Genomic DNA, 20,339 nt, shown 5'->3' on the forward strand with positions numbered 1-20,339 from the left:
TAAATGAACTCATTAACTATGGCAGAATAACACTTTATTAGGCGAGCATAACAACAGCGAGTTTACTTGGTACCTGTTCGAGCCAAATAGTAATAAACCGCTAGCGTTAATAAAACGCGGCAAGGTCTATTTTTATCAACTAGACCAACTGGGCACGCCATTAAGCCTAACCGATAGCAAAATCGACATCCGATAACAGGCCGTTTTATCAGCCAAGACCCAATAGGGTTAATCGGCGGTATAAATGTAAGCCTAACGATAACCACACCTAGCAGCATGATTGACGTTACGCTTACGATTAAACTAACCTGTTAGCGCTAGGCTAGCGAAATTAACGTGCTTGTTAGGCAAAATTAAAGTTTGCTGAAAAGCTCAGCTACTAGGTTAAATACCTAAAATAGCCAATAATATCAGTGCTTTTTATTTAAATACTCTGCAACTTCAACTACCTGCTGATGGGTGCCTGTAGGCAGCAAATACTTAACTTCTTTGCTATAGCATAACGCTTCATCTTTAGCCCAAGCGGATGAAACCTTATGCCCTAACAAAAGCGTCCCTGACGGGCATTGAGTATAGCCATTACTGCGCGTTGCGACTTGCCAAACTATATAATCTACTACAACAGTGACGCCTGAAACGACAATCAAAATGGCAATGCCCGTTACTAACTTCACTTTTATTTTTGCCAGCAAAGGTTTTTCAAGTAATGTTAGAGCAACCTCGTTAATACCCATAAATGTTGCTAAGCACATTGCAAACCAAATAGGGATCATAGAAATATTGCCAGCAGAAAAAAACACTACAGGATAATTGCTATATGGATATAACGCCTCCTGAACAATCATATAAAATCCAGAAGATATCATAAACCAACTCATAGCCAACGTTATTAATGTGGCCAAACCTAATGCGACTAAATATGTTGCATCTAACTTATCTAATCGCTGTTTTAGCAACTTTACCACGGCCTTAATACCTCATTAACAATGTTATTTAACTCTTTCTTTGCTGTAATTTTTATAGCCAAAATGATTTTTTCAGTTGTAATCAAATATACATTATGAAGCTCATCAACAAGAGTTTTCGATATTTTTTTCTCTTTGTGCTCTAGGTACTTTATTATTGACTTCGTAATTTCATACTCTGAATCAAGGTCATTTAAACGTCGGCTAACAAATATACCGACGGCAATACCTAAGCCAATTGCAACAACAGCAACTGTTCCGGGTGCTATCAGAATACCAAACAGAACACCAGCAATAGCCCCTATAACAGCTTTAACAATATCGGTACTTGGCATACACATGGTGATTACTCTGCTTTTGATGAGAATGATAATATTGTAAGAACCAGCGATCCAAGTTTAGACCATTTTAATAGTGATAATTTTTCACCTCCAGATATTGACGTTGCTGATAGTAGAGCTAAAGATACTAGTGAATATAAAGATGATTAAAATAATATTACTGATTCTTTTCTTTTTTTTTACTAATAGTGCTTATTCAGCTTTGAAGGAGATAGATTTGGAACTTTCAACAGATACACGTTTTGAAGGCATTGTTATTCCTAGCCTTGTTAATGCATATGCCGATTTTTTGACATTTGACTATAAAATTACCAACTTTACAGTGTCCATAAATATCTCTGAAAATATAATTATTACTTTTATTCCAAAGTTTGCTCCTGAAGAAGGCACTCCTCTTGGCGGAAAAACAAAATATGGACGTGTTGTTTCCTATGAAATTGATATAAAAACAGGAGATATAATAAATCGAAGTTTCGCACGATAAGCGTAGGAAGTAATTAATTATAGGAAAGTTAGTATTAATGGAACAAGAAAATCGCTTAGTGCTGATTGACATTATGGAACAGCTTCATAAAGATCCGGCTGATATTGAAGAGCAGTGGCAAAAAGTAACACCGTTATTGATTGAATTGTCGGCTAGTTCGCCTGACGGGTTTGCAGGCATAACCGCGATGATTAATCGCCACTTTACCAATGCAACTAAATTTAAAAATGCAAATATCCAACAGTTTGAATTAGAGTCTGGCTTAATAAAGCTTAAAACCTATTTTAAAAAGCTAGATCTACTAGAAGAAGCCTCTTAATAGCGTTTTATTACAAACTACCAAGGACGCTCAATGAATATTATTGCCTTAGCGGCCAATTGGGTTGAGCAGCAACAACATGTGATTGCTAAAACAGGCCGCTCTTTAACCGATGCCGAGCAAGCAATAGCCAAGCAGGTTGGGGTGGAAAAGCCTGAAGCGGTATTTATAGCGCAAGTGCCTGCTATAGAGCGGCCTGCACAGGCCGAACTTGCTGCATTGTGTCAACAACAAGGCTTTTTAACAGATGACACTATAGGCTTAACCTTAGGCTATGGCATTTATATAAAGCAGGGCCATTTAACTCCCCGTTTGTTATCTCATGAATTACGCCATGTTTATCAATATGAGCAGGCAGGCTCTGCCGAGGCTTTTTTAAGCCGCTATATTGCTCAAGTGATGCAATATGGTTATGCCGATGCACCGCTTGAAATTGATGCTAGGGCACATGAAATAAGTTAAAAGTATATAACCCCTAACAGCAAAAGCTTTAGCTGTTAGGGGTTAATTATTCCACTGGGTGTTTATTGTGCTGTTAAACCGCCATCAACCACAAACTCTGAGCCGGTTGAGTAGCTAGAGTCATCTGAGGCTAAATAAAGAACTAATTGCGTAACTTCTTCCACTTTGGCTAAGCGTTTTAACGGAATGGTTTTAGCAAAAGCTGCAACGGCGTCTTTAGTGTCGGCTTGCATTATCATTGGTGTTTCTATTACGCCAGGGTGTACCGAGCTCACCCTAATATCAAAAGCAGCACACTCTAAAGCTGCGGCTTTGGTCATACCGGTAACGGCAAATTTAGAATCGGTATAGCCAATAGCCCCGCCAACTAAGCCATTAATAGATGAAATATTAACAATAGAGCCACCACCAGCTTTTTTCATTGAGCCAATAACCGCTTTCATACCCAAAAATACCGACACTTGGTTAATATCAACAATGCGCCGATAGTCTTCTAAAGACGTCTCAAGAATAGACTTCGCCATGGTAATGCCAGCATTATTAACCAACACATTCACAGGGCCAAACTGCTGCCCAGTGCTGGTAATCATTTTTTGCCAATCTTGCTCGCTATAATAACCACTTTATCTTGTAAACGAGCCATAATAAGTCCTTAATATGGGGTCATAATATGGGTCAGAGTTAATTAATATACTGTTAATTCCTTAAGTGCTGCAGCTTCGCTCTTCTGGTGAAAAGTAGCGCAGCTAACTAAGTGAACTAAACAAATAAAGCAATAATTGGCATAGCAAAGCAGCATGCCATACCTAAAAACCAAACTAGCGAGCGTAAGCTTGCTAAGTTAAACCAATAACAGCATAAATAACCAACACGGCTAAGTACAAATAGCCAGCCTAGGGTAACACTTAAGCTGCCAACAGGGCCGCTTTGTGCTGTTATTAACACCGCAGCGGCGAAGATAGCTAAGGCTTCAAAACTATTGTAATGGGCCGCGTTGACGCGCTCAGCAAAACCATCTAAAGCTGCCTGTTGTTTTCTGGGATTATTGTTATCGTAGCGGCCGGTTTTATTTATGGCAAAGGCAAGGGGCACCTTAGCAAGGTAAGGTAAAAACATGGTAACTAATAAACTGGTTAATAATGACGCTAGCATAATGTGCTCTCTTCTTAAGTAAAATAGTTAAGTAAAATAGTTAAGTAAAATAGTTAAGTGAAAACTAGCTAATTAAGCTAAAGCTTAGCTAATATTCTGTGTTGTGTTTGTTTTAAGTGCCACAAAAGGTATTTTTAATTTTTTCATCTTTGCTAGGTGGTGCAGCCAAAAAGCTATCGGCCTCTTGCAAAGTGAAAGGTGAAGCTAACGCCTGTTTTAATTGATTAAATAAGCTTAAATCGCCCTCTGTAGTGGCTTGCTGTATTACCTTAGCAATAATATGGTTACGCGGAATTATTGCAGGGTTAGTCGCGTCCATTTTAGTTTTTACTTCACTAAGGCTAATATCTTGCTGGGCTAAGCGCTGTTGCCATGCAACTAACCAGCTTTGCCATTCAGTTGTGTGCGTGACTAAAGGTGTTAAGCCGTTAGTTGTGTCTGTGATATTTTGACTTAATAGCCTAAAGCTTTGGCTAAAATCTAAATTATCGTTTTGCAATATCTTTAACAAATTACCTATTAAGGCTTCATCATTAGCCGTAACTTGCTGTAAGCCTATTTTTTTCGCCATTAAATCTAAAAAATAGCCTTCATTTAACTTAGCAAAACCCTGTACTGCTTCGCTGGCTAAAGTAATGGCTTGCTGTTGGCTTTCATCAATTAGCGCTAATAAGGTTTCTGCGAAGCGGGCTAAATTCCAATTAGCCATTTTAGGTTGATTGCCCCAAGCATAGCGACCTTGGCTGTCGATATAACTAAACACTTGGGCAGGATTAAAGTTATCCATAAAAGCACAGGGACCATAATCGATGGTTTCGCCACTTATGCTCATATTGTCGGTGTTCATTACGCCATGAATAAAGCCAATGCTCATCCATTTCGCAATGAGATAAGCTTGTTTATCAATAACTGCAGTCAAAAACGCTAAATAAGGATTAGTTTGCTGTAAACACTCGGGGTAATGACGTTGAATAACATAATCGGTAAAGGTTTTAAGCTCCTCTTTATCGCCTCTATTAGCTAAAAACTGAAAACTACCAACACGAAAGTGGCTTTTGGCCATGCGGGTTAGAATGGCGCCCGGCTCAGCAATTTCGCGTTGCACCCAATCGCCAGTAATTACTGCTGCTAAGGCGCGGGTTGTCGGTACATTAAGCGCATGCATGGCTTCGCTAACTAAGTATTCACGTAGCACAGGGCCAAGCGGCGAGCGGCCATCACCACGACGCGAGAAGGGCGTGGTGCCAGCCCCTTTTAGCTGTAGATCCATTCTCTGTTCGTTGTTGGTTATAACCTCGGCTAATAATATGGCGCGGCCATCACCTAATTGCGGTACAAAGTGGCCAAATTGGTGGCCGGCATAAGCATGGGCAATTGGCGTGACCCAATCGGGCACGGCATTACCACTAAATAGGGCGAGTCCAGCATCGGTTTGCCAGTATGTTTTAGGTAGCTGTATTTGTGCTGCTAAATCGGTATTAAAGGCCAGCCATTGTGGTGCAGGAACTGCTGTTGGCATGCAAGCTTTACTGTATGGCGTAGCTAAAGCTGCTAGGCTATTATCAACCTTAAATTCATTCATAAAAAAGAGCCTATTTTAATAGCGAGATAAATACCATGCTGTACAGTGTACAGAGCACTATACTAGATACAAAGTTACTGGATAAAAAACTACTAGGTTCAAAGCCTAGTTCAACTTTAGGTAACCTGATAGCCTACAGTTTATCGTTAATTGGATAGCATTTACATGACAACATTTTATCTTAATGGCGTGTATCGCGGTAAACCGGAAATTCGCTATGGCATTCATACTGCCATAAATAAGCAAGCAGTAGAGCAAGCGGTATATTTAACTAAGCATGGCTTAACAGATGATGCTTCAGCCGATACTAAGCACCACGGTGGATTAGAGCGCGCCTTACATCAATATCCTTTAGAGCATTATGCTTATTGGCTAAATAAGTATCCTAGCATAGCGTGGCAACCACCAGGCATGGGTGAAAACATTAGCTCTACCGGCATGACCGAAAATAATGTGTATATAGGTGATCGCTATCAATGGGGCGACGCTATTATTGAAGTTAGCCAGCCACGCTCACCTTGTTATAAATTAAATAAACGCTGGGATAATGATAATATTTCGGTAGATATGCAGCAAAGTGGCCACTGCGGTTGGCTATATAGAATTATTCAGCCAGGGCAAGTCAGTATTAATGAGCCGCTTATTTTACAGCAACGCTTAGCACAAGCCCTTAGTGTGGCTGAAACCTGCCGCTTATTTTTTACCGATCCTTTAAATAAACAGCATTTAGCAAGCTTACGCCAACAAACTAAGCTTTCCGCGAGTTGGTTAAGTAAAGTAGAGCAGCGTATTGCAACAAATAAAGTTGAGAATTGGCAGTTTCGTTTGCATGGGGTGGATAACACTTTGAGCTAAAAGTAAGCCCAGAGTTTAAGCTTAAGGATTAAGCTTAGGGATAGAGTGCGGATCACTTGGCGGTTAACCAAGTGATCCTTAGTAACTAGTCTTTTACTTCAACAAAATCAAGCGCCATAAAGCTTTCTAACGAGTCGTCTTTAATCTCTAGCCAAGGCTCGGGCAACTCAGTTGCCGTTGTATTAGTAATGGTAGAAGTATAGGTTTTCTCACGAAAACGCATAATGTCTTCTTGTTTATCCAGTAACCATTGCTTAAACAATTCACCTTGCTTTTCAACCGCAAAGTCAGGGTAATCAATAGCGTTTAACAAGTCGCGAATGTAAGCTCCCTGAAAATCTATCTCTTGATTACAATCTGCTACTTTTTCATAGCGCTGCAACCAATGCTGGATATCACTTAAGCGTTGTTCCGCATTAGGTAATACTTTATCACCTAGCATTACATCGCGGGCATACCATGCCTGAGCATCAAACATATTAAAGGTATAGTATTGATCCTGCATGCCTAAATAAATCAGATTAGGGTTGGTTTGAAAAAATATACCTTTATACAAATTATCTGGATACAAACAGTTGTGGGTTTGTAAGCGCAAAGCATCCGGTAAAAATGGAAAATGAAATAAATAGCCAGTACACATAATAATGGCATCAAAAGCTTTACTACTGCCATCACTAAAAAAACCAACATTATCTTCAAAATGGGTTAATAATGGTCGTTCTTCTATATTGTCGGGCCAAGCAAAACCTAGAGGGTTGCTACGATAACTTATAGTGATAGATTTAGTACCGTATTTATAGCACTGCGATGCAATGTCTTCACCCGAATAACTAGAGCCAATAATTAATATATCTTTATCTGCAAACTCTAAGGCATCTCTAAAATCATGAGCATGCAAAACACGACCCGGAAAGGCTTCTATACCCTCAAAATACGGCATGTTAGGCGTTGAAAAATGACCAGTAGCAACCACAACATAATCAAATTGTTCTGTTTCTTGTTGTTCTGTTTTGTGGTTCATTACTGTAACGCTAAACATTTCTGTTGCTTCGTCATAATCTACCCAACGTACAGGGCACTCAAAACGAATGTATTTTTTAATCGCTTCTTTATCTAAGCGACCCATAATGTAATCTTTTAAAACCGCACGTGGTGGGTAAGAGGGAATAGCGCTGCCAAAGTGCTCATCAAAACTATAATCAGCAAACTCTAAACATTCTTTAGGCCCGTTAGACCAAAGATAACGATACATGCTGCCGTGAACGGGTTCGCCGTTTTTATCTAAACCGGTACGCCAAGTGTAATTCCACATGCCGCCTATATCGGTTTGCTTTTCATAACAAATAATTTCTGGTAGGTTAGTCTTTCCTGCTTTTTTAGCTGCTTCAAAGGCTCTTAGTTGTGCCAAACCACTTGGGCCTGCACCTAATATAGCAATACGTTTTTTAGACAAAATTTTCTCCTGTGTTGCAAAAAACTTGCCGATTTTACACTATTTGGGTGAAAATAACAAAAATGGCTAATTTCGCAGTGTTTTATAGAAGGTTTTTGAGAGGTATGCAGTAGAATTTAAATGAATTTGCCTCAACGGTAGAATAAATAACTAGAGCTCAAAGCGAGGAGAGTAGCGAATGGCGCCTAGATAGCTGATTGTTAAATTGACTGTTAGCTCTTAGCCTCTAACCATTGGCCAACTAGCTTAGGCACTAACATGGCAGCATCGCCTTGTTGAACGTTAAAGCCTTGGCTTAGTTTGTTCGCTTTGGCTGCTTGGCCGGGTTGTTTATCAATAAGGTGTTTTTCGGCCGAGGCTTTGGCGCTTAGCAGCAGGCTGGCAGCGGGCTCTACTTGCAGCGAGCTGCCTACTACCAACACTTTACTGGCTGCACTTATATGCTCACTGGCCAGCATTAAGTTGGGCACGGCTTCACCAAACCACACAATATTAGGCCGCCATTTTTCTGGCTGCCAGATGCTGCCATCTGGAGCATGGCTACCTTGGCTAAACTCAGTGTCGCCGACATCAAATATTGCGTCTGGTTTAGCCAGCATACGCATTTCATTTAGCTTACCGTGTAAATGTATAACATCAGTAGAACCTGCACGTTCGTGTAAGTTATCGACATTTTGCGTAATAACCACCACTTTATAGTGTTGCTCTAATGCTGCTATGGCTAAATGGGCGGCATTAGGTTGAGCTTTTGCCGCGGCTAATCGCCGGCTTTGATAAAACTGATGCACTAAACTTGGGTTAGCAGCAAAGCCTTCTGGTGTAGCTAGCTGGTACACATCATATTTTTGCCACAGGCCATCGTTATCCCTAAAAGTAGGTAAGCCGCTGGCGGCACTAATGCCGGCACCGCTAAAAACGACAATTTTTTCAAGCTTAGTTGTTGTGTTAAGCACTAAAAGCTCCGTTGAATAAAGGGCTTAGTTTAAGCTTTAAAAATAAAGCTATTACTCTGTCTAGTAGGCTATGAAGCCTATGCTCGCCAGCTATTAAATGCAAATTATGGTTATTATAGATAGAAAGTAATGGCAAAATGTTTTGTTTTATCTACGAATTTCTGAGCTTTATCGATTAACAATACCCAGTGTGATTAAGGTATGCTATTTAAAGGTTAAGGCTAGGTTATGCCTGTGGCTAATCTTGAAGTATGCAGTTAACGATATGAACTTAAGGAATAAAATGAAAAAGTCTCTGCTTTGGTGCGCGGTCGCGCTATTTAGTTTTAGTACAGTTGCGGTAACACCGCAGCCATTTTTAAATACCCAAGTACAGTTTAATCAAAATCAGCAGCAGGCTGATATTTTAGTCATATTGGTGCCTGAAAATATTACTGATCTGAATGTTGCAAAGTGGGGAAAAGCTACCCGCAGTCAAATAAACCGAGCTATAGAGGTGGCAGAGTTTACTGGCAAAAGTGGCACTAAGCTGGAAGTAGTAGCGCCAATTGGTTTAGATTTTGGCCGGGTATTATTGCTAGGGGTTGGTGATCCTGCAGAGTTAAGCCGAGCAAAAGCCGAAGAGTTAGGTGCAACTATGAGTGCGCATGTTAACGCTACTAAAGCTAAAAAAGTACAGGTTAATAGCCAGCTTATCAGCGACACAGCGCTTAACACTACTATAAGTGCTGCCTTAGCCCATGGTATGGAGCTGCGTAATTACCGTTTTGATAGGTTTAAATCTAAACCTAAGCCGCGTCCAGAGCAGCAATATAGTTTGCAAGTGGCCGATGTTAAAGCAACAGAGGCACGTTATCAGCAACTGCATGCGTTAGCCCAAGGCGTATTTACCGCACGTGAGCTAGCCAACTTGCCTGGTAGTTCAGGCTACCCAGAAGTCTTTGCTAATTATGCCCGTGAGGTGTTAGAGCCATTGGGTGTAAAGGTAACAATTTTAATGCCAGAGCAAGTAAAAGCCTTAGGTATGGGCTCGCTATATGGTGTAAGTCAGGGTAGCGCTAATAAATCGTATTTACTTATTGCTCATTGGCAAGGTGCTGCAGGTGAGCCCATTGCTTTAGTGGGGAAGGGCAATAGCTATGATACCGGTGGTTATAACTTAAAAACATCATCGTCTTCTATAATACGCATGCATACCGACAAAGCAGGTGCTGCCGCTGTAGTAGGTGCAGTGCAAGCTTTAGCTGGCCAAAAAGCCGCGGTGAATGTGGTAGCAGTAGCGCCACTTTCAATTAACCTGATCTCGCGCGATGCGCTGCTGCCTGGTGATGTGGTAACAGCAGGTGATGGCAGTACTATTGAAGTGGGTAACACAGATGCAGAAGGTCGGTTAATTTTAGCCGATGGTATTTGGTATGCTAGAGAGCATTTAAACGCCAGAGTAATAGTTGATATTGCTACTTTGACAGGCTCTAAAGTTGGTGCTTTAGGAACAGCTTATTCAGCCGTATTTACTCAAGATAGTAATATTGAGCAAACCCTACGCCAAGCAGGCGAGCAAGTGCAAGAGCGGATATGGCCATTACCATTAACCGGTTATGGCGATGTAACTAAAAGCCGCATTGCCGACAGAATAAACACCGGATCGCCAGGTGCGCAAGCCGGAGCGCTCTTTTTGCAACATTTCGCAGCCGATACACCTTGGGCGCACATAGATATGGCCGGTGATTCTTTTAGCGCTACCGCTAAAGGTATTCATCCAGAAGGAAGTAATGGCTATGGCGTACGCTTATTAACTGAGTGGGTTCAGTTGTACCAACAACAAGCTAAGTAAAAGTTTTAATAGCTTAATAGCCCCTGCCAAGCTTTAAATTTATAGGCTTGGCAGGTATGCATTTAAATTAACTCATAACATAATGCGTTTAGTTGCATATACCTCTAGCTCTATCGGAACATAGACTACGGAAAATCAAGATAGTAAAATAGATCTCGCCTTACAATCACCTCGATAAAACATATCGCCTATGAAAATTCTGTATATTTGCACCCACAATCGTTGCAGAAGCATTTTATCTGAAGCTATCACTAACAGTATTGCCGGTGATGTTATTGAAGCAAAAAGTGCAGGCAGTGAGCCTAGTGGTGTGGTTCATCCTTTGTCGTTAAAATATTTAGAGCAAACCGGATATTCTAACCAGAATTTACAAAGTCAGTCTTGGGATGACTTTCAAGACTTTAAACCTGACCTAGTGGTAACAGTGTGTGATTCTGCTGCTGGTGAAGCTTGCCCTCTATATTTTAGCAATAGCCTAAAAGTGCATTGGGGGTTAACCGACCCGTCAAAAGTTATGGGTACCGAGCTAGAAATAGAGCAAGCATTTTTGGCTTGTATCACTGAAATAGCAGACCGAGTGAATAAGCTAAAACAGTTAGCAGCAAAGAAACTAGATATAACCGCACTGAAAAGTGAGCTTGCTGCTATGGGAGCGCGTTAGCAACGGCAGTTGGTGTACTTGTTGCGGTGGCTGTTATGTTTGCTAACCGGGCCAAGTATTGGTTTACCTAAGTAGCATTATTTATTGGCGATTTTAGTGAGTGTTTATTTAAGTCTTTAAAGACTAACTAAGTTTATTAGCGTGATTTTGTTATTATAGCGGCAATTTTTATAAAAGGTTTATGTATGAATTTTCAAGAACAAGAAAAAATTAAAGCTGAATTTGAAAAATTAAATAAGCTCAGTACGATAAAATTACTGCTTAAAGATAAAAATAGCATTAAAGAATTTAACCAAGAAGCTTATACACCCTTGTTTGCTTTACGTGAATATTTAAAAAATAAGGGCATGTTTGGCGCCTATGAATTTGTTAATGTTCGCTCTTTAGATGAACTTAAAGACGATGGTAGCTACCTTTATGCCGAACTTGATTCTTGGCTGCCACTAGCCGTTAACTTAACTAATTTAGCCGAAAAAATACCTTATATAGGCGAGTCGACAACACAACTGCAAGATGTGCCTAGCTACAAATTAATTGAAGATGAAAACTTAAGGCCAGAATGCTACTTGGTTAATCAAGAACAAAAACAAGCAATGATTCAAGAGTTTGAAGAGCATTTTAAATGGTATATAGATGAAGGTATCTTTGATGCTAGAGCCGAGTCATTAGATATTAATATTAAGTTATTAAAAAGCGCCCCCGATTCTAACTTTATGTTCAAACCAGACTGCGCCTATATAGATGACATATTAACTGCAACCAGCAATGCCGAAGTTAAATGCTGCTTAATAGTGCAGTGAATGAATTGAATATAAAAAGCAACTCAACTGGATAAAAAACAGTTGGTTGCTTTGTTCACCCCGTTTAACTAATTTAGCCAACTCACCCTTAGTGTTTAAGTGAGGATCAGGGTTTTAGGAGCATATTTGAAATTAATAGCATTAATTATTATTGCATTATCGTTCTCAGTAGCGGCGCAGCCTAGCATGGTTAGTGTTAATGAATTTCAACTTGAATACGAAGTTGCTGGGCAGGGTAAGCATACTGTTTTATTAGAGGCTGGTGGTGGGGCTGGCATGTCTGATTGGGACTCGGTTTTCAACCGAATAGCCGAGCATGCAACGGTTATTCGCTACTCGCGAGTAGGTAATGGTAATTCCACAGCGATTAAGCGACATTTTACATCGAATGATTATGCCAACTATGCAAGCGAACTTTTAGTTAAATTGAAAGTAACACAACCTGTTATTTTAGTTGCGCACTCATATGGCGGTAGCATTGCACGAGATTTTGCAGCTGCTTATCCAAAACAGGTTAAGGCACTTTTAATGGTAGATCCGTCCTCAGAGCATGATGTTGATATATTGCGGGCCATTAATTTAGAAATAGCGAACCAAGAAATTGCTCAAATTAAGCTAGATGATATGACTAATGGCATGTCAAACAACTATCTTGATTTTTGGAGTAAAAGACCGCTTCCTGATTATCCACAGATCAAAGATATACCCGTAACGGTTATTGTCTCTGTAAGGAAAACAAAGCAGCCTGCCAACTTATTTTTTACCAATGAAGGCCGAAAAATGTGGGGAGAACTGTGGCAAACTTGGGCTAGTGAATTTCCACAGGGAAAAACTGTTTTGACAGAACAAAGCGGCCACTTTGTTCAGGTGGATGAGCCAGAGCTTGTTATTAATGAGCTTTTATCCTTGATGCAAAAACTAAACTAACACCTCTAACTTAAATTACATTGTAACTGTTATAAGGGTCTAGCAAAGCCTGGAAAGTTCATAATCCATATTTTATAGCTGTTTATTTGGTTATTCGTTAAGGTTTTAGTTACGCGTTACCGTCATTCAAGCTGTATAGGTATTATTAAATGTTTAATTTACTTAATTATTTTTTTAGTTTTAACGAAAGGCATCAGTTATAGTCAGAATGTTAGTGATCTTAAAGAAAAGGTGAAAACATGACTCATATTCAAATTATTAGCCTAGCTGTTTTAGCATTTGGTCTTATATTCTTTTTCGGGACAATGGTATATCTACACCGTAGTAATCAGAAAAAGTAAAATACTCAATAGCGTTAATGATGACCGTTATTTTATTAAGTACTAAGAAATAAGTAACCATGATTTTAAAAGAGAAAACTCAAACTATCTCTAGTTCAGCTAAGCTTGATGCTGGTATTAAACAAGAGCAGGATGTGGCATTTTACTTACGTCGTGCTTATAAAGATCGTGACAATGTAATGGTAATAAACGATTTACGCATAGAGCATGATGGTGAAGTTGCGCAAATAGATCACCTTATTGTTTATAGCTATGGTTTTATTGTGGTGGAGTCGAAAAGTATCCGTGGTGAGGTAAGCGTTAATGAGCATGGTGAATGGAGTCGTAGTTACAAAGGCCAATGGAGCGGCATGCCATCACCGATAAAACAGGCAGAGCTGCAGTTAAAACTGCTAAAGCAATACTTGTGTGCTAATACGTTGCAAGTGATAGGTAAGTTTTTGGGTATACAGCAAGGCTTAGGTGCACGTTGTTATGATGTATTTTGTGCTATTTCAAGCGATGCCATTATCGATCGTGCTAATGCCACAAAGGAGGTGGCAGATAAATTAGTAAAATCTGAGTTTATTGCTGATGCGTTAGATAAAAAGATGAACTTTATTAAGTTCTACCGACTTGTAGCTAAAACATTCGATACTCGGCCGAGTTTCAATTCAGATGAATTAATGCGTATAAGTGGTTTCTTGCTTGGAGAGCCTACAACTCAAGCTAACCATCCGGTTTGGCCTATTAAAACAAACACAGATAAATCATTAGCTAATACTAACAAAGTAAACTTAACGTCTTCAGACTTGGCTAAACCGAGACAACCAGATTTTAGTAGGCCAGTAGCATCACAGCAAATTACTCCTCAGTGTAAACACTGTGGTAATCAGAGCGCTTTAACTGCACACTCAGGTCGTTATGGTTATTATGTACAGTGTGGCAGTTGTGGTGGTAATACCGCATTAAAAAGACCTTGTATGGACTGTGGCAGCGGCAATACTAAAGTGAGTAAATCTCGACAACTATTCAGGCTTATCTGTAAGCAGTGTAATCAGCAATCTATTTTTTCAATCCGAACAGGTAACAACCACCGCATTCGTTAAATAAGCTTTATACTTCTTTTGCTTTTTTTGTCACAGAATGACGAATTTTAGGCATAAAAAATTCCCATATAATGGAATGCTTTATTATTCAATGAGTTATAACTAAATAAAATTGGTTGCGGGAGCTGGATTTACGACCTTCGCCCCGTGGTTATAAAGAGGAGCCTGACGAGCTTTATTTATATACTCATACTCAAATTTCAAGCACAAAAAAACCGACTTAATGTCGGTTAGATTGGTTGCGGGAGCCGGATTTGAACCGACGACCTTCGGGTTATGAGCCCGACGAGCTACCAGGCTGCTCCATCCCGCGTCCGTGTATTACCCTTGAGCAGAGAAGGTAATATGTTGATTTGCAATGCGTTAATTGATGACCTTTAGGCTGAACAAGTCACAATTGGTTGCGTAAGCTTAGGTTTAGACCTTGGCCCCGTGGTTATAAAGAGGAGCCCGAGGGCTTTCTAAATAATCACTACACACTCAATTTGGTTGCGGGAGCCGGATTTGAACCGACGACCTTCGGGTTATGAGGGTAATAATTCTGCAAGATTTCTTATGCTTTTATTTTAAAAATGTAGTTATTAATTATGCAATTTAACTATATATCAACTAGTTAGTATTCCAATATTACTAATATGTGTCACTTTTAAATTTAACTTGTCACTGCGTATGTCACAGCAATTATTATCAAAACCACAGAATTGACCTTAATGATAATCGGGTACTTGCATCGATTAAAATAGGGGCTATTACGTTGTTTTATTTCCTATCTTCGTTAGCCTGTGTGTTGTAATGGTCAAGTAAAACTGGCGACCGATTTATAGTTAATCCAGTATTTTTCTCTGCTTGGTTTGAACTCATGCCACTATTAAAATTACTTACATATTAACCATTTTATAATTGTTTTAAATAAACGTGGTGGAATACGTAAAGTATATATATGACAATCTTGCAGGTAATGTAGGGAGTAAACTCGATTTACCTGTCATTGCTGTGCTTGTAACTTTGGTAATGCAACATCTCGCGTCATTGAAATATTGACAGTCTGAATAATTTTTTGTTGGGCATTCTCAGCATCTTTCTGCCAAGACTTCTCGCCGGCGTTATCAACCCGGTGCTTAAATCCAATCGTTAGGTAAAACTTGCTACTCAGCGGCAGGCAGTAAAAATCTGTTCGTGTTGGGTGCCTATCGTATTTTTCCTGATAAAACATCCACTCAAAACCTTGAAGGGTAATTAGCTTTGCCGGCTGCAGTGGTGGTTAAAATTACCAAATCCGGTTAATTGCACTTGGCCACCTTGTGCCAATTCTTCTGTGACTACACTACAAAACTGCTCAACAAAGCGAGCTGCATCAGCTTTAGTGATATCTGTACGTGAAGCTATTACACCTGTCTGACTTTCGAGTAATGGAAGATCAGCCTGGCTTATTTGGCCAAAGACTTACCGGTACCATAATAATCAACTCACCTGATGGCAAAGAAATTATCGACCGCATTAATGTTATCAACACGCTAAAAGAAAACTTCCAAGCAAGTATCATGGCGCTGGATAAAAACATCGATAAACGATTTGAAATCTTTCGTGATGCATTGCCTAGTGTCTCTAAGTAAGCCGCTACTAGGCAAATCTGATACCACAAAAATTAACTTTAGTTGGACACATCGCTATTCAGGCAAAACCTTTACTAGAAAAGAGCTAGAGAAACGCATTTTACAAGCAGGTGCGCGTATTTCAGAACAAGTAGATGCTGCAACCGGGCAAAGTAGGCAACATATCGAACTGCAGGCGTTGGCCAATGCAAACCATACTGAAGTGTTTTATCAGCGTAGGCTGCTGCGTGTCAGTCCAACCGCGCATATTTACACTTCTACGGGAACATCAGCACGAAATATTATTGCCCATTCACCCATATTCATTATTAACCAAACTCCCGTGATCGGCACATTTAACGATTACCCTAACCGGACGTGCAACTCTTACATTAGAAAACTTATGCCGGTTATTGAACGGCTACATATTTATTGCGAGTTACCATGAAAAACAAAATTGCATTCAAACGATTTAGTGACATGCTAAAAGATAATAATAATGTTTTTGTAGAGACAGGCAGTAATTTACATTTAGATAATGCGACCGTGATTTTTTCTGACGAAGTAGTTACAGTAAAACGCGATAAAAAACCATCACGCTCATTTCCCTACAGTAGATTAAATCTTGATCCTTGTACACGCTTGCTGTGCAAGAGCCCGAAAATGAACTTGTTAAAATAATAAAAAAAGCCTACAGAGATTATTCTGTAAGCCTTTATATACCAGCCACTGGATCGGTTAACCAATCAGAGAAATTCTTATCTGATCGGTATTAACGTTTAAGCGCTTTTTTTTGCAGTCTAATTTATAAACCTAAAAAGCCAATCTAATATCAGTAAATCCACTATATGTTTACTTTATACCCCCCCTGCGTTTGAATTGTAATCAATCGTTGCAATTTATGTTAATACTTGTTTGAAACTGTTGTGTTTAGTTGTATTATTCCGCGCATGCAGCAAACGCCTGCTGAAGTAAGTGCTATATTGCGCGAGTTTACGCCGCAAAGTGATGATTTGAATGACATCTATTTAGTAAAAGCGGCTAAAAGCTTAGGCTTTAAAGCAAAATTTATTCAGATAGAGCCAACAAAGCTTGATGCGCTGATCCTGCCTGCCGTGGGCAAAACCTATGATGGTAGCTATTTCATTCTGGCCCGTATTAAAGACAATAAAGCGTTAATTCAGGATGTAACAACTGGCCAAGCACAAACTGTTTCGTTAACAATGTTAACGGTAATGTGGACCGGTGAGTTGCTGCACTTAACTAAACGCGCTGGTTTGCTGGATGCCAAAACCCGGTTTGGCTTTCGCTGGTTTATTCCTGCTTTAATAAAGTATCGGCATTTATTTGCTGATGTGTTACTGGCATCGTTTTTTATTCAACTGGTCGGGTTGGCTACTCCCATATTCTTTCAGGTTACTATTGATAAAGTATTAGTGCACAAAGGCATGACCACACTAGATGTGTTAGCGGTGGGCTTTTTTGCCGTTATTACGTTTGAAGTGCTGCTAACTGCATTGCGTACTTACGTATTTAGCCATACTACCAACCGAGTTGATGTTGAACTTGGCGGTCAGCTATATCGGCATATGTTATCACTGCCCATTTCCTATTTTACGGCACGCCGAGTGGGCGATACGGTAGCAAGAATTAAAGAGCTAGATAAAGTACGCGAATTTATTACGGGCTCATCACTTACTGTAGTGCTAGATGTGTTATTTAGCGTGGTGTTTTTTGCCGTAATGTTTTACTACGCGCCGTTACTTAGCTGGATAATCGTTGGCTCTATTCCCTGCTATATTCTGCTGTCGGTGTTAATTACGCCCACCTTACGCGCCAAATTAGAGCAAAAGTTTCAAAAAAGTGCCGAGAACCACTCATTTCTGGTGGAATCGGTGTCCGGCGTTGAAACGGTAAAATCACTGGCGGTTGAACCGCAAATGCGCAATAAATGGGAAGAAAAACTAGCCGATTATGTTTCCAGTTCGTTTGATGCTTCGCATATTAATAATATTTACGCCAGCATTGCCAACTACATCAATAAAATAGTCTCGCTGTTAACTTTGTATTTTGGTGCCATTGCCGTGGTGGATGGCAGTTTAACGGTTGGCCAGTTTATTGCGTTTAATATGTTATCGCAGCGCGTATCTGGCCCCATTATGCGGCTGGTTAACCTGTGGCAAGATTTTCAGCAAGCTAAGGTATCAATAGAGCGTTTAGGTGATGTGTTAAATGCGCCAACTGAGCAGGGTTATAACCCTAATCGTACTACGTTGCCCAATTTACAGGGCCAAGTTAGCTTGCAACAGGTTAGCTTTCGTTACCGGCCAGATTCAGCCCCTATTCTAAATAATGTTAGCTTAGACATTAATACGGGAGAGCGCATTGGCATTGTTGGCCGCTCTGGCTCGGGCAAAAGCACGCTAACCAAGCTAATTCAGCGTTTATATGTGCCACAAGGCGGTCGGGTACTTATTGACGGTATAGATTTAGCACTGGTAGAGCCCGCTTGGCTGCGTCGTCAAGTTGGTGTGGTGCTGCAAGAGAGCTTTTTATTTAACCGCAGCATTCGCGACAACATTGCGTTAACCGAGCCTGGCTGCAGTATCGAGCAGGTAATTCAAGCCGCAACGCTAGCAGGCGCGCATGAGTTTATTTGTGAACTTACCGAAGGTTACGACACCATAGTGGGCGAGCATGGTGCCAGTTTATCTGGCGGCCAGCGCCAACGCTTAGCCATTGCCAGGGCCTTAATCGCTAACCCGAAAATCCTCATTTTTGATGAAGCCACCAGTGCGCTCGATTACGAGTCAGAGCGCATTATTCAAACCAATATGGCAAAAATTAGTGCCGGACGTACCGTGTTTATTATTGCCCACCGCCTTTCTGCCGTGCGTGATTGCAACCGTATTATCGTTATGGATAAGGGGCAAATTGCCGAGCAGGGCAGCCATGCTGAGCTGTTAAAGCAGCAGGGCATTTACCATTATTTAATGCAAATTCAGCATGGCGCACCTGCATCACCTGCTACGACTGCAGCAGCGCCTGCGCGGGCTACAAGCAACACGCCAATAGTGCAAGTAGCCAGTTTGTTGCCGCAACAAGCCGCAGCAGGTAACGGGGAGCGGCCATGATGCCAAACCAAAACGAGACGACAGCAGCTACAGCAGAAAACAGCACAGCTGCATCTAATGTGATTGAGCTGCCGCTAGCGAAAAAACTAAGCCGTGAGCAGCTTAGTTTTTTACCCGCCGCGCTTGAGATAGAAGCCGCGCCCCCAGCACCCTATAGCCGAATTATTTTATGGGCCATTATGGCGTTATTGGTATTAGCTATTGCGTGGGCGTGCTGGGGACAAATTGACATTACCGCCAGCGCTCAGGGTAAGTTGGTGCCCGATGCTAAAGTGAAAATTATTCAGCCGCTTAATGCTGGCGTAGTAACGCATATTCATGTTCGAGAAGGGCAAAAGGTACAGGCAGGAGATGTATTACTAACGCTAGACAGTACGATAACCGAAGCCGAGCTACAACGTTTAACGCAGCAATTAAATAGTGTGCAGCAAGATATTGCCCGTACCGAGTTATTGCAACAGCGGTTACAAGGCCAACAAAGTACAGAAAACTCACACGCGTTATCACTACCCCAACAGCAAGCGCTAAATAGCAGTTGGTTAGAATATCAAGCAAAGCTAATGAGCGTAAAAAGCCAAATGGGTAAGTTAGATGCTGAAGTGTTTACCACTAAGCTAAACATTGGCCGCATTGAAAAAATCTTACCCCTTATTACTGAGCAAGCCGACAGCGTACAGCAATTATTAGCCAAATCACTGGCTTCGCGCAGCCAATACCTAGAGTTAGAGCTTAACCGTATTAATCAGGCTGAAAGCTTACTGATAGAGCAAGCTAAACTGCAGCAACTGGCGGCAGCTATTCGCGAAGCAGAGCAGCAGCAACAAGTATTGCACGCTGAATTTCAACGCCAACTTAGCGATGCATTAAACCAATATCACCGCGACGCTAGCACATTAACGCAAGAGCTAATAAAAGCTAAAAACACCAATGCCCAACAACAGTTATTAGCGCCGGTAGATGGCACCGTCGAACAGTTGGTGCTGACCACCATCGGCGGTGTAGTCACCCCGGCACAAGAGCTGATGCGCATCGTGCCGCTAGACCAGCAGTTAGTCGCCGAAGCCTGGTTGCTAAACAAAGACATCGGTTTTGTAGAAGTTGGCCAAACCGCCGAGCTAAAGCTGGAAAGCTTTGAATTTACCAAGTACGGCGTAATCGACGGCGAAATTATCGACATTTCCACCGATGCGGTGGAAATGGAAGGCGTGGGGCTGGTGTTTCCGTTAAAGGTGGCCTTAAAACAGCACAACATTAAAGCAGGCAATAAAACCGTGCCGCTGGGCTCGGGTATGGCGGTAACAGTAGAGGTTAAAACCGGCCAGCGACGCATTATAGAGTTTTTATTGTCACCGGTGATAAAGGCGGTGGATGAAGGGGTAAGGGAGCGATGAGGTGT

The 20,339-nt window shown here is 40.9% G+C and carries 22 protein-coding genes, 1 tRNA gene and 1 pseudogene; 14 read left to right on the forward strand and 10 right to left on the reverse strand.

Features of this window, described 5'->3' with window-relative positions:
* Nucleotides 1–148: 148 nt before the first annotated feature.
* Nucleotides 149–196: a hypothetical protein gene (locus tag RDV63_RS15275; protein WP_409934855.1), complete on the forward strand. Its 48-nt coding sequence runs from the start codon at nucleotides 149–151 to the stop codon at nucleotides 194–196.
* 214 nt (nucleotides 197–410) lie between these two features.
* Here RDV63_RS15275 and RDV63_RS08650 read toward each other — a convergent pair whose 3' ends face one another.
* A complete protein-coding gene (locus RDV63_RS08650; protein WP_313909101.1) occupies nucleotides 411–965 on the reverse strand; it encodes a hypothetical protein in 555 nt (184 codons plus the stop codon).
* A complete protein-coding gene (locus tag RDV63_RS08655; RefSeq protein WP_313909102.1) occupies nucleotides 959–1,306 on the reverse strand; it encodes a hypothetical protein in 348 nt (115 codons plus the stop codon). Before RDV63_RS08655 ends, RDV63_RS08650 begins: the two co-directional genes overlap by 7 nt.
* A gap of 217 nt (nucleotides 1,307–1,523) precedes the next feature.
* Between RDV63_RS08655 and RDV63_RS08660 the strand changes: the two genes are divergently transcribed.
* Genes RDV63_RS08660 through RDV63_RS08670 form a run of 3 tightly spaced genes read left to right on the forward strand, consistent with a single transcriptional unit; the run spans nucleotide 1,524 to nucleotide 2,571 of the window.
* On the forward strand, nucleotides 1,524–1,790 hold the full coding sequence (locus RDV63_RS08660) for a hypothetical protein (RefSeq protein ID WP_313909103.1): 267 nt from the start codon (nucleotides 1,524–1,526) through the stop codon (nucleotides 1,788–1,790).
* 37 nt (nucleotides 1,791–1,827) lie between these two features.
* Nucleotides 1,828–2,109 carry a hypothetical protein gene (locus RDV63_RS08665; protein WP_313909104.1) on the forward strand — a complete coding sequence of 94 codons (282 nt, stop codon included), beginning with the start codon at nucleotides 1,828–1,830 and terminating at the stop codon, nucleotides 2,107–2,109.
* A 33-nt stretch (nucleotides 2,110–2,142) separates the two neighbouring features.
* A complete protein-coding gene (locus tag RDV63_RS08670) occupies nucleotides 2,143–2,571 on the forward strand; it encodes a hypothetical protein (RefSeq protein WP_313909105.1) in 429 nt (142 codons plus the stop codon).
* 62 nt (nucleotides 2,572–2,633) lie between these two features.
* On the opposite strand, the pseudogene RDV63_RS08675 reads toward RDV63_RS08670, so the two are convergent.
* From RDV63_RS08675 to RDV63_RS08685, 3 genes and pseudogenes are all read right to left on the reverse strand, one after another.
* Nucleotides 2,634–3,170, reverse strand: a pseudogene (locus tag RDV63_RS08675) (SDR family oxidoreductase); the annotation flags it as partial.
* A gap of 160 nt (nucleotides 3,171–3,330) precedes the next feature.
* A complete protein-coding gene (locus tag RDV63_RS08680; RefSeq protein WP_313909106.1) occupies nucleotides 3,331–3,723 on the reverse strand; it encodes an MAPEG family protein in 393 nt (130 codons plus the stop codon).
* 112 nt (nucleotides 3,724–3,835) lie between these two features.
* Nucleotides 3,836–5,305 (reverse strand): protein adenylyltransferase SelO, encoded by a 1,470-nt coding sequence (locus RDV63_RS08685; RefSeq protein WP_313909107.1) that lies wholly within the window; start codon nucleotides 5,303–5,305, stop codon nucleotides 3,836–3,838.
* Between the two features lie 165 nt (nucleotides 5,306–5,470).
* Between RDV63_RS08685 and RDV63_RS08690 the strand changes: the two genes are divergently transcribed.
* Nucleotides 5,471–6,160 (forward strand): MOSC domain-containing protein, encoded by a 690-nt coding sequence (locus RDV63_RS08690; protein ID WP_313909108.1) that lies wholly within the window; start codon nucleotides 5,471–5,473, stop codon nucleotides 6,158–6,160.
* A gap of 85 nt (nucleotides 6,161–6,245) precedes the next feature.
* Here RDV63_RS08690 and RDV63_RS08695 read toward each other — a convergent pair whose 3' ends face one another.
* Nucleotides 6,246–7,613 carry an NAD(P)/FAD-dependent oxidoreductase gene (locus RDV63_RS08695; protein WP_313909109.1) on the reverse strand — a complete coding sequence of 456 codons (1,368 nt, stop codon included), beginning with the start codon at nucleotides 7,611–7,613 and terminating at the stop codon, nucleotides 6,246–6,248.
* Nucleotides 7,614–7,825: 212 nt separating this feature from the next.
* Entirely contained in the window at nucleotides 7,826–8,566 is a 741-nt protein-coding gene (locus RDV63_RS08700; RefSeq protein ID WP_313909110.1) for an SIR2 family NAD-dependent protein deacylase, read from the reverse strand.
* Between the two features lie 283 nt (nucleotides 8,567–8,849).
* On the opposite strand from RDV63_RS08700, the gene RDV63_RS08705 reads away from it, so the two are divergent.
* From RDV63_RS08705 to RDV63_RS08725, 5 genes are all read left to right on the forward strand, one after another.
* Nucleotides 8,850–10,400, forward strand: coding sequence for a leucyl aminopeptidase family protein (locus tag RDV63_RS08705; protein ID WP_313909111.1), 1,551 nt, complete (start codon nucleotides 8,850–8,852; stop codon nucleotides 10,398–10,400).
* A gap of 190 nt (nucleotides 10,401–10,590) precedes the next feature.
* On the forward strand, nucleotides 10,591–11,061 hold the full coding sequence (locus RDV63_RS08710; RefSeq protein WP_313909113.1) for an arsenate reductase ArsC: 471 nt from the start codon (nucleotides 10,591–10,593) through the stop codon (nucleotides 11,059–11,061).
* 185 nt (nucleotides 11,062–11,246) lie between these two features.
* Nucleotides 11,247–11,861, forward strand: coding sequence for a hypothetical protein (locus tag RDV63_RS08715; RefSeq protein ID WP_313909114.1), 615 nt, complete (start codon nucleotides 11,247–11,249; stop codon nucleotides 11,859–11,861).
* 126 nt (nucleotides 11,862–11,987) lie between these two features.
* Nucleotides 11,988–12,788, forward strand: a complete 801-nt coding sequence (locus RDV63_RS08720) for an alpha/beta hydrolase (RefSeq protein WP_313909115.1) — start codon at nucleotides 11,988–11,990, stop codon at nucleotides 12,786–12,788.
* Between the two features lie 400 nt (nucleotides 12,789–13,188).
* Nucleotides 13,189–14,217, forward strand: coding sequence for a nuclease-related domain-containing protein (locus tag RDV63_RS08725; RefSeq protein WP_313909116.1), 1,029 nt, complete (start codon nucleotides 13,189–13,191; stop codon nucleotides 14,215–14,217).
* Nucleotides 14,218–14,453: 236 nt separating this feature from the next.
* On the opposite strand, the gene RDV63_RS08730 is transcribed toward RDV63_RS08725, so the two are convergent.
* The 3 genes from RDV63_RS08730 to RDV63_RS15280 form a co-directional block, all read right to left on the reverse strand.
* A tRNA-Met gene (locus tag RDV63_RS08730) sits at nucleotides 14,454–14,530 on the reverse strand.
* Nucleotides 14,531–15,202: 672 nt separating this feature from the next.
* Nucleotides 15,203–15,430: a hypothetical protein gene (locus RDV63_RS08735; protein WP_313909117.1), complete on the reverse strand. Its 228-nt coding sequence runs from the start codon at nucleotides 15,428–15,430 to the stop codon at nucleotides 15,203–15,205.
* A 23-nt stretch (nucleotides 15,431–15,453) separates the two neighbouring features.
* Nucleotides 15,454–15,648 carry an HU family DNA-binding protein gene (locus RDV63_RS15280; RefSeq protein ID WP_409934856.1) on the reverse strand — a complete coding sequence of 65 codons (195 nt, stop codon included), beginning with the start codon at nucleotides 15,646–15,648 and terminating at the stop codon, nucleotides 15,454–15,456.
* On the opposite strand from RDV63_RS15280, the gene RDV63_RS08740 reads away from it, so the two are divergent.
* The 4 genes from RDV63_RS08740 to RDV63_RS08755 all read left to right on the forward strand — a co-directional run bounded on the left by RDV63_RS08740 (nucleotide 15,594) and on the right by RDV63_RS08755 (nucleotide 20,334).
* Nucleotides 15,594–15,830, forward strand: coding sequence for a DNA replication terminus site-binding protein (locus RDV63_RS08740; RefSeq protein WP_313909118.1), 237 nt, complete (start codon nucleotides 15,594–15,596; stop codon nucleotides 15,828–15,830). The two genes, RDV63_RS15280 and RDV63_RS08740, sit on opposite strands and share 55 nt — an antisense overlap.
* Nucleotides 15,817–16,257: a DNA replication terminus site-binding protein gene (locus RDV63_RS08745; protein WP_313909119.1), complete on the forward strand. Its 441-nt coding sequence runs from the start codon at nucleotides 15,817–15,819 to the stop codon at nucleotides 16,255–16,257. The genes RDV63_RS08740 and RDV63_RS08745 overlap by 14 nt, the downstream gene beginning before the upstream one ends.
* A 463-nt stretch (nucleotides 16,258–16,720) precedes the next feature.
* Complete coding sequence (locus tag RDV63_RS08750) at nucleotides 16,721–18,943, forward strand: type I secretion system permease/ATPase (protein ID WP_313909120.1); 2,223 nt, start codon at nucleotides 16,721–16,723, stop codon at nucleotides 18,941–18,943.
* Nucleotides 18,940–20,334 carry an HlyD family type I secretion periplasmic adaptor subunit gene (locus RDV63_RS08755; protein WP_313909121.1) on the forward strand — a complete coding sequence of 465 codons (1,395 nt, stop codon included), beginning with the start codon at nucleotides 18,940–18,942 and terminating at the stop codon, nucleotides 20,332–20,334. The genes RDV63_RS08750 and RDV63_RS08755 overlap by 4 nt, the downstream gene beginning before the upstream one ends.
* Nucleotides 20,335–20,339: the final 5 nt, after the last annotated feature.

This window comes from Rheinheimera sp. MMS21-TC3 (genome assembly GCF_032229285.1).
Classification (GTDB): domain Bacteria; phylum Pseudomonadota; class Gammaproteobacteria; order Enterobacterales; family Alteromonadaceae; genus Alishewanella.